Annotated in this window: 12 protein-coding genes; 11 read left to right on the top strand and 1 reads right to left on the bottom strand. The window is 67.4% G+C overall.

Annotated elements, in window-relative coordinates; translation table 11 throughout:
• Window positions 1-9 precede the first annotated feature (9 nt).
• From AC3A4T_RS01165 to rlmD, 3 genes are all read left to right on the top strand, one after another.
• A complete protein-coding gene (locus AC3A4T_RS01165) occupies window positions 10-2043 on the top strand; it encodes a translocation/assembly module TamB domain-containing protein (RefSeq protein WP_487673715.1) in 2034 nt (677 codons plus the stop codon).
• Between the two features lie 122 nt (window positions 2044-2165).
• The gene (locus tag AC3A4T_RS01160) at window positions 2166-2804 is read left to right on the top strand and encodes a DUF1318 domain-containing protein (protein WP_487673714.1); all 639 of its coding nucleotides are present in this window, start codon (window positions 2166-2168) and stop codon (window positions 2802-2804) included.
• Window positions 2805-2996: 192 nt separating this feature from the next.
• Window positions 2997-4346 (top strand): 23S rRNA (uracil(1939)-C(5))-methyltransferase RlmD, encoded by a 1350-nt coding sequence (gene rlmD / locus AC3A4T_RS01155; protein ID WP_487674027.1) that lies wholly within the window; start codon window positions 2997-2999, stop codon window positions 4344-4346.
• 261 nt (window positions 4347-4607) lie between these two features.
• Here the strand turns inward: rlmD and AC3A4T_RS01150 are convergent, their stop codons facing one another.
• Window positions 4608-5225, bottom strand: coding sequence for a hypothetical protein (locus tag AC3A4T_RS01150; protein ID WP_487673713.1), 618 nt, complete (start codon window positions 5223-5225; stop codon window positions 4608-4610).
• A gap of 93 nt (window positions 5226-5318) precedes the next feature.
• On the opposite strand from AC3A4T_RS01150, the gene AC3A4T_RS01145 reads away from it, so the two are divergent.
• The 8 genes from AC3A4T_RS01145 (at window position 5319) to AC3A4T_RS01110 (ending at window position 12333) form a co-directional block, all read left to right on the top strand.
• The gene (locus tag AC3A4T_RS01145) at window positions 5319-5846 is read left to right on the top strand and encodes a CYTH domain-containing protein (protein ID WP_487673712.1); all 528 of its coding nucleotides are present in this window, start codon (window positions 5319-5321) and stop codon (window positions 5844-5846) included.
• Between the two features lie 275 nt (window positions 5847-6121).
• On the top strand, window positions 6122-7117 hold the full coding sequence (gene nagZ, locus AC3A4T_RS01140; RefSeq protein WP_487673711.1) for a beta-N-acetylhexosaminidase: 996 nt from the start codon (window positions 6122-6124) through the stop codon (window positions 7115-7117).
• On the top strand, window positions 7117-7683 hold the full coding sequence (locus AC3A4T_RS01135) for a hypoxanthine-guanine phosphoribosyltransferase (RefSeq protein WP_056111595.1): 567 nt from the start codon (window positions 7117-7119) through the stop codon (window positions 7681-7683). Before nagZ ends, AC3A4T_RS01135 begins: the two co-directional genes overlap by 1 nt.
• A 138-nt stretch (window positions 7684-7821) precedes the next feature.
• Window positions 7822-8604 carry an S-methyl-5'-thioinosine phosphorylase gene (locus tag AC3A4T_RS01130; protein WP_487673710.1) on the top strand — a complete coding sequence of 261 codons (783 nt, stop codon included), beginning with the start codon at window positions 7822-7824 and terminating at the stop codon, window positions 8602-8604.
• A gap of 172 nt (window positions 8605-8776) precedes the next feature.
• Window positions 8777-8983: a cold-shock protein gene (locus tag AC3A4T_RS01125; RefSeq protein ID WP_031373678.1), complete on the top strand. Its 207-nt coding sequence runs from the start codon at window positions 8777-8779 to the stop codon at window positions 8981-8983.
• An 847-nt stretch (window positions 8984-9830) separates the two neighbouring features.
• Window positions 9831-11468: an acyl-CoA dehydrogenase family protein gene (locus AC3A4T_RS01120; RefSeq protein WP_487673709.1), complete on the top strand. Its 1638-nt coding sequence runs from the start codon at window positions 9831-9833 to the stop codon at window positions 11466-11468.
• Entirely contained in the window at window positions 11465-11971 is a 507-nt protein-coding gene (locus AC3A4T_RS01115) for a L,D-transpeptidase family protein (protein WP_487673708.1), read from the top strand. Before AC3A4T_RS01120 ends, AC3A4T_RS01115 begins: the two co-directional genes overlap by 4 nt.
• A 170-nt stretch (window positions 11972-12141) precedes the next feature.
• Window positions 12142-12333 (top strand): hypothetical protein, encoded by a 192-nt coding sequence (locus AC3A4T_RS01110; RefSeq protein ID WP_487673707.1) that lies wholly within the window; start codon window positions 12142-12144, stop codon window positions 12331-12333.
• Window positions 12334-12511: the final 178 nt, after the last annotated feature.

Genomic DNA, 12511 nt, shown 5'->3' with positions numbered 1-12511 from the left:
CTGCGGACCATGTTACGCCTCCTGATGCTGTTGTCGCTGCCCGCCTTGTGGGCGGCGCCGACCCATGCTGAAGCGTACACACTGAACGCCAGGATTCAGCGCGTCGCGACCGCGGTGGTGACGCTGGAGCAGGTCAAAGTGCGCCTGTCCTGGCCCGCGCGGGCCGAGCACGGCGAACTGGAATTGCAGGCCGGAAACATCCAGGCGCCGGATCTGGGTTATCGCTTCCGCGACGTGGTCTGGCGTTGCCCGCTGCGGCGCGACGGCCGCGGAGGCTGGCGCTGCGACGGCGAATTGCGCGGCGCCGGCGGCAAGCCCTTGCGGCTGGCGCTGGACCTCGGCGTGGCCAGCACCGATCTGCGCTTGAGCCAGGGCGCCGCCGCGCTGGCCTTGCAGCGCGCGGTCGCCAGTCCCGATCTGACCCGCATCGACCTGACCCGCGTGCCACTGGCTTGGGCCCAGGCGCTGGTCGCGCAGGCGTGGCCGGCCGGGCGGATCAAGGCCGGCACGCTCGACGGCCGGCTCGACATCGCCGCGCCGCAACATAAACCGTTGAGCATCACCGGCCCGTTGCGCCTGCAAGGCGGCGCGCTCGACACGCCCGACGGATTGATCGCGGCCGAGAACCTCGGCGCACAGCTGAACCTTTCAGCTCAGCTCGACCGTACCGATACGGTCGCGATCGACGGGCAATTGCAAGGCGGCGAGTTGCTGTTCGGCAACGCTTACGTTTCATTGCACAAACGCGCGGTCGACTTGCGGGTGCAGGCTGAGCAGCGCGAAGGCGAGGGCTGGCGACTGCCGCGGTTGATGTGGCGCGACGACGGCATTCTCGCGCTCGAAGGCAGCGCCGCGTTGACGCCCGACGCGAGTCTGGCCGCGCTCGATCTGGACCTGCGCAGCGCCGACCTCGCGCCGCTGCGCGACGGCTATCTGTCGGGTTTCCTCGGTCTGGCCGGGTTGGGGCAGTTGGAACTTTCGGGCGCGGCGCAGGCGCGCGTGCGCATGAGCGGCGACGAACTGCAGCTGGCCGAAGCCAGCCTGCAACAGGTGTCGATGAAGGACCCGCAGGGCCGGTTCCGCTTCGACGCTCTCGATGGCCAGGTGCGCTATTCGGCCGATGCGCCGGTCGCCAGCGAACTGGGTTGGCGCGGCGGTGCGCTGTACGGTCTGGAATTCGGCGCGGCGACCTTGCCGTTCTCCAGCGGCGACGGCGAACTGCGGCTGCTGCGCGCGGTGAGTTTCCCGATGCTCGGCGGCCGTGCCGGTTTCGATGGGTTGCGGCTGCGTCCGCCGGCGGGCGGCAAGGGCCTGGACGTGCGGTTCGGCCTCAATCTCGACCGGCTCGATGTGGGCCAGTTGGCCAAGGCGCTGGACTGGCCGGCGTTCACCGGGGAACTCAGCGGGCGCATTCCGCAGGCGCATTACGCCGACGATCGGCTCGAACTCGACGGCGGCCTGACCATGCAGTTGTTCGGCGGCACCGTGGCGGTGTCGTCGCTGGCGATGGAGCGCCCGTTCGGGGTCGCGCCGACCCTGAGTTCGGATCTGGCGCTGGACAATCTCGATCTGGAATCGCTGACCGGCGTGTTCGGTTTCGGCAGCATCACCGGGCGTTTGTATGGACGCATCGATCAAGTGCGTCTGGTCGACTGGCAGCCGACCGCGTTCAACGCCGAACTGCACACGCGCAAGACCCCGGGCGTGCGCCAGCGGATCAGCCAGCGCGCGGTGCAGGACCTGTCCAGCGTCGGCGATTCGTCGTTCGTCGGCAGCCTGCAGGATCGGCTGATCGGGTTTTTCGACGACTTCGGTTACGCCCGCATCGGCATCGCCTGCCGCCTGGCCGACGAGGTCTGCCACATGGACGGCCTGGGCCCGGCCAAGGCCGCGCCCGACGGCAGCCGCGGCTTCACCATCGTGCAGGGCGCGGGCGTGCCGCACCTGGACGTGGTCGGCTACAACCGCCGGGTCGACTGGGCGACCTTGCTCGAGCGCATGGAGGCGGTCAGCAAGGGCGAGGTGAAGCCGGTGGTGCAATAGCCTTGTCGTTCAACAGCGCCGTGGTTCAATAGGCGCCGTGCTTCAATAAACGTCGTTCGATCAACCCCCGCCCGGACCCGGCGGAACCCGCGCAGGACGCGCACAACCAGAAGGATTCGCTCATGCGCCGTTGGATGGGAATACCGGTCGCCGCCGTGATGTTGACGGCGTGCGTGACCATCAATGTCTATTTCCCGGCCGCCGAGGCCAAGGAAGCGGCCAAGGAGTTCGTCGAGAAGGTGATTGGCGATCAAGCCCCCGCGGCCACGCCGCAGGCTCAGCCCAGCGATGGCGGCAAGCCCGGCGGCAGCGCCTCGGTATCGCGTCCGGGCCTGCAATGGGGCCAACTGGCCAGCCGCATCGACTGGTTGTCGCTGGCCGGCATCGGCAGCGCCCACGCGCAGTCGCCGGACATCTCGATCAAGACCCCGGCGATCCAGGCGATCCAGTCGCGCATGGCGCAGCGCTTTGACAGCCAGCTGCGCGCGCATTTCGATTCCGGCGCGCTCGGTTTCGCCAGCAACGGCACGGTCGCGGTGCGCGACGCCTCGAAGATCCCGCTGTCCGACCGGGTCGGCGTCAATCAGGCCGTGGCCGACCAGGGCCGCGATTCGGCCGCGGTCTACCGCGAGATCGCGGTCGCCAACAATCACCCCGAATGGGAAGGGCAGATCCGCCAGGTGTTCGCCCGCCAGTGGGTCGACAGCGCCAAGGGCGGCTGGTGGTATCAGGATGCGGGCGGCGGTTGGAAGCAGAAGTGAGTAGCCGGGATTAGGGATTAGGGATTAGGGATTGGCAAGAGCAAAAGCCCGCGCAAGCGGGCTTTTGCGTTCCTGAAGCCCGGGTGCGGGATCGCTATGCAGCCAGCCCGCGGCGGCGGTTTTTTAGCCCTTGCCAATCCCGAATCCCCAATCCCCAATCCCGGCCATGCCACAATGCGCCCCCTTTGATTCCTGCCAGCAGCTGTGGCCCGCATCGATCAAACTCCCTTCGAGGCCGCCATCACCGGCCTTACTCACGACGGCCGTGGCGTCGCCCGGCGCGCGGACGGCAAGGCGGTGTTCGTCGCCGGCGCGCTGCCCGGCGAACGGGTCATGGCCAAGCAGACCTCGCGTTCGCGCAGTTTCGATGAAGCGGTGACGCTGGAGGTGCTCGAAGCCGCGGCCGATCGTGTTGCTCCGCGTTGCGCGCACTTCGGCGTGTGCGGCGGCTGCGCGCTGCAGCACATGGCCGAGGATCGGCAGATCGTGGCCAAGCAACAGGTGCTGATGGAAAACTTCGAACGCATCGGCCATGTCACGCCCGAGCGGATCCTGCCGGCGCTGACCGATTCGGCCTGGGGCTATCGCCGCAAGGGCCGGTTCTCGGTGCGCCGGGTCGAGAAGAAGGACAAGACCCTGGTCGGGTTCCGCGAAACCGACCCGCGCTTCGTCGCCGAGATCGCGCGCTGCGAAACGGTGATCCCCGAAATCGGCGATGCCATCGGCGCGCTCGCGCGATTGATCGACGGCCTGCAGGCGCGCCGCGAAATTCCGCAGGTCGAGTTCATCGGCGGCGACCGCATGCACGGCGACAACGCGCACTGCGGCATCGCCTTGACCTTCCGCCATCTGTCGCCGCTATCGCAATCCGATCGCGACGCGATCGTCGCCTTCGCCCAGCAGCACGAGTTCGCGGTGTTCCTGCAGCCCGGCGGGATCGAGAGCGTGCATCCGCTGTGGCCGGCCGATCCGCGGCTCGCGTTTACCCTGCCGCAGTGGAATCTGGAACTGAAGTTCCGTCCGCTCGATTTCATCCAGGTCAACGCCGGCCTCAACGGCCACATGATCCAGCACGCGATCGACCTGCTGCAGCCGCAGCCGGAGGACCGGGTGCTCGACCTGTTCGCCGGCCTGGGCAATTTCACTTTGCCGCTGGCGCGCAGCGTGCGCGAAGTGGTCGGCGTGGAAGGCGAGGCCGGGCTGGTTCAGCGCGCGCGCGAAAACGCCGAGCACAACGGCCTGGGCAATGCGAAGTTCTACGCCGCCGATCTGGCCAAGGACCTCAGCGGCGAGCCGTGGATGCGCGAAGGCTTCGACCGCCTGTTGCTCGATCCGCCGCGTTCGGGCGCCGATTTCGTCCTGACCCAGCTGCCGCTCAAGCAGTTCAAGCGGATCGTTTACGTGAGCTGCCATCCGGCGTCGCTGGCGCGCGATGCGGGTTACCTGGTGCGCGAGAAGGGCTGGAAACTGCGCGCGGCCGGGGTGATGGACATGTTTCCGCATACCGCGCATGTGGAATCGATTGCGATGTTTGAGCGCTGAGCGGGGCGCGGTGCAGCGGCGCTTGGCTAGGCACGGTGTGACCTGGCCGTTGTCGTCTTGCCTGGTTTCGCCGCGGGTTGTTGATTCGCGGTCGCAGCTTACGCAGCTCCTACCGTCGGAATCGGGGCAATCTTCGGCGACGGCAGCGGCTGCCCCTGTAGGAGCTGCGTGAGCTGCGACCGCGGTCTCGCCCGGCGCATCGAAACTCATGGATTCAATGACGCGGCGTGATTAACGCACGCCGCGTCGATCCTTCGCGGCTCAACGCTCCAACAACGACCAAACGCGTCCATTCAACTGAAACCGCTGCGTCGCCGAAGGCTCGCTGCCATCGGGCAAGCGCAGCCGCACCTCGCACTCCACCGCGCCGCTGTCGTCATCGAGCTCGCACGAATTCATCGCGCTCACCGTCGCTTCGGCGGCGGCGCGTTCGAATTCGGCCTTGCGCGCGAGGTCTTGCTGGCGCGCGCCTTCTTCGCCCAGGCGCTGGCGGATCAGGCCTTGCGCTTCGGCCTGGCTCGGCGCCGGTATCGCGGCTTCGACGCTGTTCTCCAGCGTCCAGGTCGCGCCGTCATGGCCGAACCGATAGGCCTGATAGCCGCGGCGCATGCCCGCATCGACACCCACGATGCAGGCGACGAAGACGGCATCGACGCGTTGGCAACCTTGCACGGCGTCGATCTTCATCGCCGCGAGCAGCGAGGCCGAGACCAGCGACGACGGTTCGGATTTCGCGCGGACGTCGGCTTCCAGCGCGCGCCGATAGGCTGCATTGGCCTGTTCGACATCGGGCATCGCGTCGGCGCCTGACGCGGCGCCGGCCGCGCCGGGCAGGGCGATGGCCAACGGAAACAACACTGCGGAAATCAGGCGCTTCATGGCGGCCTTGCCGATTCGGCGAATTCGCGCGCGCTGCGCGGGGCGCGCATTCTACAGGCGCGACTGCGTCCGGCGGCTGGGCCATAATGGCGCATGGGCATCGAAATCGAACGCAAATTCCTGGTCGTCGGCGACGGTTGGCGCGCGCAGGCGCACAAGGTCGTGCCGATGGCGCAGGGCTATCTCAACGATCTGGCGGCGATGGACGCGGGCGGCGACGGCCGCGCGGCGATGAAGGCGTCGGTGCGCGTGCGCATCGCCGGCGAGGAGGCCTTTCTCAATCTGAAATCGCGCGAGCTCGGCCACACCCGCCAGGAGTTCGACTATCCGATCCCGGTCGCGGATGCGCGCGATCTGCTCGCACTGAGCGTCGGTGGATTGGTCGACAAGCGCCGGCATTACGTCGAGCACCAGGGTCATCTGTGGGAAGTCGACGAATTCCTCGGCGACAACGCCGGCCTGGTCGTGGCCGAGATCGAATTGGCCAGCGCCGATAGCGAATTCGCCAAGCCCGATTGGGCAGGCGCCGAGGTCACCGACGCGGTGCGTTACTACAACCTGGCCCTGGCGACCCGGCCGTATGCGCAATGGAGCCAGGCCGAGCGCGACGGCACCGTTTGAGGGCATTGGCGTAGCCGCGAGGTCGGTGCGGGCTTTCCGCCGACGCGAGAATTTTTCCGATCGGGTGTGTCTATATTCGGCGCCGCCGAACCGAGAACGCCGGGGTAAAAGCACTCTCGCGAAGATTTCACGTCCCGCACGGTGCCCTCGGGCCGCGATTGCGGCGGAACCGGCGCTTCTCCGGCCGCCCGGGCCGGGCAGGGTGCCCCCACCGCGGCATCTGCGCGACAATGCACCCTGCGCATACCGCGCTGTTTCTCCCTCAGGAGTTCCGCATGCTCGTGATCGGCGTCGCCGGTACCGAACTCACCGCGCAGGAACGCGACTGGCTGCAGCACGATGCCTGCGCCGGCGTGATCCTGTTCAGCCGCAACTTCGCGTCCAAGGCCCAGGTCGCCGAGCTGTCGGCCGCGATCCGCGCCGCCGCGCCGCGTCCGCAGTTGATCTGCGTCGACCAGGAAGGCGGGCGCGTGCAGCGCTTTCGCGAGGGCTACAGCGCCCTGCCGCCGCTGGAGGTGTTCGGCAAGCAGTACGCGCATGACCCCGCCGGCGCGCTCAAGCTGGCCGAGGAACACGCGCAGCTGATGGCCGCCGAAGTGCAGGCCAGCGGCGTCGACCTGAGCTTCGCGCCGGTGGTCGACCTGGGCCGCGGCAATCTGGCGATCGGCAACCGCGCCTTCGATCCCGATCCGCAGGTCGTCGCCGAGTTCACCCGCGCCTACGTGCGCGGCATGCACGCGCGCGGCATGGCCGCGACGATCAAGCATTTCCCCGGCCACGGCTCGGTCCTGGCCGACACCCACTTCAACGACGCGGTCGACCCGCGCACGCTGGAGGAATTGCGCGCGACCGACCTGATCCCGTTCGTGGCCGGCATCGAAGCCAAGGCCGACGCGGTGATGATGGCGCATGTGTCGTACCCGGCGGTCGCGCCGGAGCCGGCCGGTTATTCGCGTCGCTGGATCGAAGAGATATTGCGCGTCGAGATGGGTTTCCGCGGCGTGGTCTTCAGCGACGACATCGGCATGGCCGCGGCGTTCTCGGTCGGCGGGATCAAGGCGCGCATCGACGCGCACCTGGATGCCGGCTGCGACGTCGTGCTGGTCTGTCATCCGCAATTGGTAGAAGAGTCGTTGGCCGCGGTCGAAGGCCGCCGCCTCAACACCGCCGCGCTGCTGGGCCTGATCGGCCGCGGCGCGATGGGCTGGGACGGCCTGATCGCCGACAGCCATTACGGCGAAACCCGCACCCGCTTGGAAGGATTGGCTTGATGAACGTGAAACACGAGTCCGGGCACGACCTGGCCCAGGCGCTGGAAAACGCCGATCTGATCTTCGATCGGCGCACCCTGGAGCGCGAGATCGCGCGCATGGCGGTGAAGATCCGCAGCGATTACGCCGGCAGCCGTCCGGTCTATCTGACGATCATGCACGGCGGCATGCCGTTCGCCGCGCAACTGGCGATGGAGCTGGGCGAGCGCGGCCTGGACCTGGAATTCGATTACCTGCACGCCACCCGCTACCGCGGCGCGACCACCGGCGCCGATCTGGTCTGGAAGCATCGCCCGGCGACCCCGCTGCGCGGCCGTCGCGTGCTGCTCGCCGACGACATCCTCGACGAAGGCCACACCCTGCACGGCATCCGCGAATGGTGCCGCGAACAGGGCGCGATCGAAGTGCGCATCGCCGCGCTCGCAGTGAAGGCTCACGACCGCTGCGTGGAAGGCGTATGCGCCGACTACATCGGCGTGGAAGTGCCCGATCGCTACGTATTCGGCTACGGCATGGATTACCACGAGCAGGGCCGCAACCTGCCGGCGATCTATGCGCTGAAGTGAAGCCGCAGCCCGGCGCGGGAATCAGCGAACCGAAGTGCGTGAAGGCCCGATAAGCTCGCACCGCCACAACGCCCCGCGCACCCACTGTTTCCTCACTCCTCTCAACTCATTCCTGTTTCCACTCCTCCGGACCCCGCAATGACCCAACCCATCGACCTCGCCCTGATAGGCGGCACCGGCCTGTACCGCATCGCCGAACTGCAGGACGTGGAATCGCATCAGCCGGTCACGCGCTACGGCGCGCCGTCGGGTCCGGTGCGGATCGGCACTCTGGGCGGACGCCGGGTGGCGTTTCTGGCGCGTCACGGCGAAGGCCATTCCTTGCCGCCGCACCAGATCAACTACCGCGCCAACCTCGCCGCGTTGCAGGCGCTGGGCGCGCAACGCGTGCTCGCGCTCAATACGGTCGGCGGCATCACCGAACGGTTTGGCCCGCGCGTGCTGGGCTGTCCGGATCAGTTGATCGATTACACCTGGGGTCGTATCTCCACCTTGTGCGAGGAGCCCGGCACCGAGGTGCTGCATGTCGATTTCGGCGAGCCCTATACGCGCGCGTTGCGTGCCGACGTGATCGCCGCGGCGGCGAGCGCGGGCGTGAGCCTGGTCGACGGCGGCTGCTACGGCGCCACCCAGGGGCCGCGCCTGGAAACCCGCGCCGAGATCGCGCGCATGCGCCGCGACGGCTGCGATCTGGTCGGCATGACCGGCATGCCCGAAGCCGGGTTGGCGCGAGAATTCGGCCTGGATTACGCCTGCCTGGCGATCGTCGCCAACTGGGCCGCGGGCGCCGGTCCGGACCTGGACGAAGTGATCACCCTGCAGGATGTGCTCGACAACGTGGCCGCGGCGTCCGCGGGCCTGCCGGCCTTGCTGCTCGCCTTGCTCGACCGCCTCGGCGCTTCGGTGACCCCAGTCGCATAACTGCGATTTGGGTGCATCCGGCGTGGCCGGATATTGCTTCGAAACACGTGCTGGATGTTGTCACGCTGAACCGTTGTCATCTAGCGGCACAGTTTGCATACTCGGTAGTGCGTCTCGCGCCACATCCGGCGGCGACGCACGTCAACGCATCCAGCATGAGGTCAATAAGGATATGCAGTACGGCACCGTGAAGTGGTTCAACGACGCCAAGGGCTTCGGTTTTATTTCTCCCGAAGATGGCAGCGCGGATGTATTCGTGCATTTCTCCGCGATCAACGCAAAGGGTTTCCGCAGCTTGCAGGAAGGCCAGCGTGTCAGCTATCAGCTGACCCAGGGACCGAAGGGCGCGCAAGCGTCCGAAGTGGCTCCGGTGGTTTGATTCGCCTTTGCCCCTAGGGGCAATGTCTGGCCGAATCGCATCGGACAGTTTCCAAGGCTCCGCTTCTGGCGGGGCCTTTTTTCTTTTTGGGTTGGTGGCGATGGGGTGGGTTGGTCGTGCGGGGTCGCGACGCAGGCTTGCCGCGGTGCAGCAGGGTGCGATCGCTGGGCCGGTTGCGTACGAACGGTCGGTGTTTGAATCGCGCCCACGTGGAACTCCGGTTTCGTGAGGCGACCAGGATCAGTCGGCACCACGGACGCATCGCATCCTCCAGCGCCGTCATCCCCGCGCAGGCGGGGATCCAGGGCTTCACCGCGGCATGACTGTGAAGTCTCTGGATCCCCGCCTGCGCGGGGATGACGAGCCAAGGCGAATGCGTGATGCCGTGACTGCAGTGCGGCAGTGCGGCAGTGCGGCAGAGTGCGACTGTGCGGCCGTGCGACAAGGCAACAAGGCAACAACGCAACAACGCAACAACGCAACAGGGCGATGGCGCGACTGTGTGACTGTGTGACTGTGTGACTGTGTGACTGTGTGAAGTTGCGTGACGACGCCACCCATGCGGCGCCCCCGGAACATGTAGCCGCCGCAGCGACACGGCAATCCGAGGCTGCGTGGCGATCCAGGGCCACGCAGCCACCCGACGTGAGGCAACCCGAAGCAGCGCACCAACACGGCCGCATCGCATCCCCAATACCTTCATCCCCGCGAACGCGGGGATCCAGCGACTTCAGCGTCATGTCGCGATCAAGCCCTGGAGGCCGACCTTCTCGACGAACACGAGCGACAGCGCACCCGCCGCGGAATCACTAGAATCGCTGCAAAGCCCCCACGGAGAGTCACCCTCATGGACACGCTGCCCCCGTTCGCCACCCATCGGGTCGAGAACCAGCCGCCGCCGTTCGCGCCGCGCGATCTGTGGCGCGACGACCTCGCGCTGCGCGACGCGGTCGAGCGCGAAGGCGGCGCGGGCTTCGCCGAAAATCTCGCGGCGTACGGCGCACTCGCCGGCAGCGATCTCTACGAACTGAGCTTCGACGCGCATCGCGACAAGCCGCGTCTGCGCAACTTCGACGCCTACGGCCATCGCATCGACCGGGTCGAATTCCACCCGAACTACCACGCCATCATGGGCCACGCGATCGGCCACGGCGTCGCCGGCCTGTCCTGGCACGATCCGCGCCCGGGTTCGCAGGTCGCGCGCGCGGCGCTGAGTTATCTGCACCATCAGGTCGAACCGGGCACGAGTTGTCCGCTGACCATGACCCACGCCAGCGTGCCGGTGTTGCGGCACGCGCCGGCGCTGCACGAGTGGATGCGCAAGGCCGCCGCGCCGCACTACGACGGCCGCGATGTCGGTTACGGCGACAAGGCCGGATTGACCCTCGGCATGGGCATGACCGAGAAACAGGGCGGCTCGGACGTGCGCTCCAACCAGACCGTCGCCACGCCGATCGGCAACGACGAATACGAACTGGTCGGCCACAAGTGGTTCTTCTCCGCGCCGATGTCCGACGGTTTCCTGGTGCTGGCGCAGGCGCCGGGCGGGCTGAGCTGTTTCCTGATGCCGCGCTGGCATCCGCACGGCGGCAAGAACGCGATGCGGCTGATGCGGCTCAAGGACAAACTCGGTGACTGGTCCAACGCCTCGTCGGAGGTGGAATTTATCGGCGCCTGGGCGCAGCGCATCGGCGAGGAAGGCCGCGGCGTGGCGACGATCATCGAGATGGTGATGCTGACTCGCCTGGACTGCATGCTCGGTTCGGCCGGCGAGATGCGCATGGCCCTGGCGCAGGCGCTGCATCACGCGCGCCATCGGCGCAGTTTCGGCAAGCCGCTGATCGAGCATGCGCTGATGCGCAACGTGATCGCCGACCTGGCGATCGAATCCGAGGCCGCCACCGCGCTGGCGATCCGCGTCGCCGGCGCGATCGATCGCGCGCCGTCGTCGGCGCACGACGCCGCGTTCGCGCGCATCGCCACCGCGATCGGCAAGTTCTGGATCTGCAAGCGCGCGGCGGTGTTCGTCAATGAAGCGCAGGAATGCCTGGGCGGCGCGGGGTATGTCGAGGAATCGATCCTGCCGCGGCTTTACCGGCAGGCGCCGCTGAATTCGATCTGGGAAGGCAGCGGCAACATCCAGTGCCTGGACGTGCTGCGCGCGCTCGGCCGCGAACCCGAGGCTGGACGCGCGCTGTTGCTCGAGCTGGAACGCGCGCGCGGCCGCGACGATGCGCTGGATGCGCGCATCGACGAACTGGCACCGGTGCTCACCGGTGCGGCAGCTTTGCACGAGGCGCAGATGCGTGCGTTCGTCGAACGGCTCGCGTTGGCCTTGCAGGCCGCGCTGCTGTTCGTCGCCGACAGTCCCGCCGCGATCGCGTTCTGCCGCAGCCGCGTCGGTGGCGCGCATGGGCTGGGCTTCGGCACGCTGCCGCACGACTTGGAACTGGATGCGATCGTGGCCAGGAGCCTGCCGGTATGAAATGGATTTCCGTGAGTTTTTTCGCCGCGCTGCTTGCTTGCGTGTTGGCCTGGGCGCCGGCTTGGGCGAGGACCCCGCCGGCGATGGCGCCGGCCGCGCAACGCGCCGACCGCATTGTGGTCGACAAGGCGCAGCGGCGCATGCAGTTGTTCCACAACAACACGGTGATCCGCACCTATTCGATCCTGCTCGGCGACGCGCCGAGCGGGCATAAGCGTCAGCAGGGCGACGAACGCACGCCGGAAGGCGATTACCGCATCAGCGGGCGCAATCAGAACAGCCGCTTCCATCTGTCGCTGCGGGTGTCGTACCCGAACGAAGCCGATCGCAAACAGGCCCGCACGCGCGGGGTCGATCCGGGCGGCGACATCATGATTCACGGCGGCACCCCGGCCGGCTACCGGCGCGACTGGACCGACGGCTGCATAGCGCTGACCAACCAGCAGATCGAGGAAGTGTGGAGCCTGGTGCCGACCGGAACGCCGATCCGGATCAATCCCTGAGCCGCCGCGTCAGCGTCGGCGCATATCAGCGGCTGCGATGACGACTTGCTAGGCTGCTCGTGTCCGCGACGACGCCAGGGTGCGGCAACGCATCGCGAACGGACCGGCCGCGTGGACGCAAGCTGGTTGTGTGCTCATCGGTGAAAACCCACTGACAAGGAAGACAGACCATGAAGAAGATCCGCCTCGCTCCCGCGCTGTTGTCGCTGGCCCTGGTGCTGCTGAGCTTCAGCGCCTCGGCCTTCATCGTCCAGGACAAGGACGGCACCTGGCTCGACTGCAACTGGATCAGCAACTCGGCCGGCGAATCCAGGCTGCAATGCGAGCCGCTGGTGTCGCAGCCGCCGGATCCGAATCCCTGATTCTCGCTTCGATCGCAAGGGCGGCCGGGGCAACCCGGCCGCTTCGGATCGACTCGCGAATGCAACGACCGATCGGCCCGACGCGCCTATCGTCACCGGCGAACGACGCTTTCGCAGCAGCGAGGCTGACCGCCGATAAACCTTCAATCAGACCTTGATCCAGACCTTCATTACGGAG

The sequence above is a fragment of the Lysobacter sp. Soil_N_51 genome (assembly GCF_057655755.1).
This window is presented reverse-complemented; position numbering and strand designations above follow the sequence as displayed.

What these genes read in the sequence shown, in the direction of transcription:
- nagZ (WP_487673711.1), top strand. Translation starts at nt 6,122, where the DNA reads ATGCTCGTGATCGGCGTCGCCGGTACCGAACTCACCGCGCAGGAACGC.
- AC3A4T_RS01130 (WP_487673710.1), top strand. Translation starts at nt 7,822, where the DNA reads ATGACCCAACCCATCGACCTCGCCCTGATAGGCGGCACCGGCCTGTAC.
- AC3A4T_RS01165 (WP_487673715.1), top strand. Translation starts at nt 10, where the DNA reads ATGTTACGCCTCCTGATGCTGTTGTCGCTGCCCGCCTTGTGGGCGGCG.
- AC3A4T_RS01150 (WP_487673713.1), bottom strand. Translation starts at nt 5,225, where the DNA reads ATGAAGCGCCTGATTTCCGCAGTGTTGTTTCCGTTGGCCATCGCCCTG.
- AC3A4T_RS01110 (WP_487673707.1), top strand. Translation starts at nt 12,142, where the DNA reads ATGAAGAAGATCCGCCTCGCTCCCGCGCTGTTGTCGCTGGCCCTGGTG.
- AC3A4T_RS01145 (WP_487673712.1), top strand. Translation starts at nt 5,319, where the DNA reads ATGGGCATCGAAATCGAACGCAAATTCCTGGTCGTCGGCGACGGTTGG.
- AC3A4T_RS01115 (WP_487673708.1), top strand. Translation starts at nt 11,465, where the DNA reads ATGAAATGGATTTCCGTGAGTTTTTTCGCCGCGCTGCTTGCTTGCGTG.
- AC3A4T_RS01135 (WP_056111595.1), top strand. Translation starts at nt 7,117, where the DNA reads ATGAACGTGAAACACGAGTCCGGGCACGACCTGGCCCAGGCGCTGGAA.
- AC3A4T_RS01160 (WP_487673714.1), top strand. Translation starts at nt 2,166, where the DNA reads ATGCGCCGTTGGATGGGAATACCGGTCGCCGCCGTGATGTTGACGGCG.
- AC3A4T_RS01125 (WP_031373678.1), top strand. Translation starts at nt 8,777, where the DNA reads ATGCAGTACGGCACCGTGAAGTGGTTCAACGACGCCAAGGGCTTCGGT.
- AC3A4T_RS01120 (WP_487673709.1), top strand. Translation starts at nt 9,831, where the DNA reads ATGGACACGCTGCCCCCGTTCGCCACCCATCGGGTCGAGAACCAGCCG.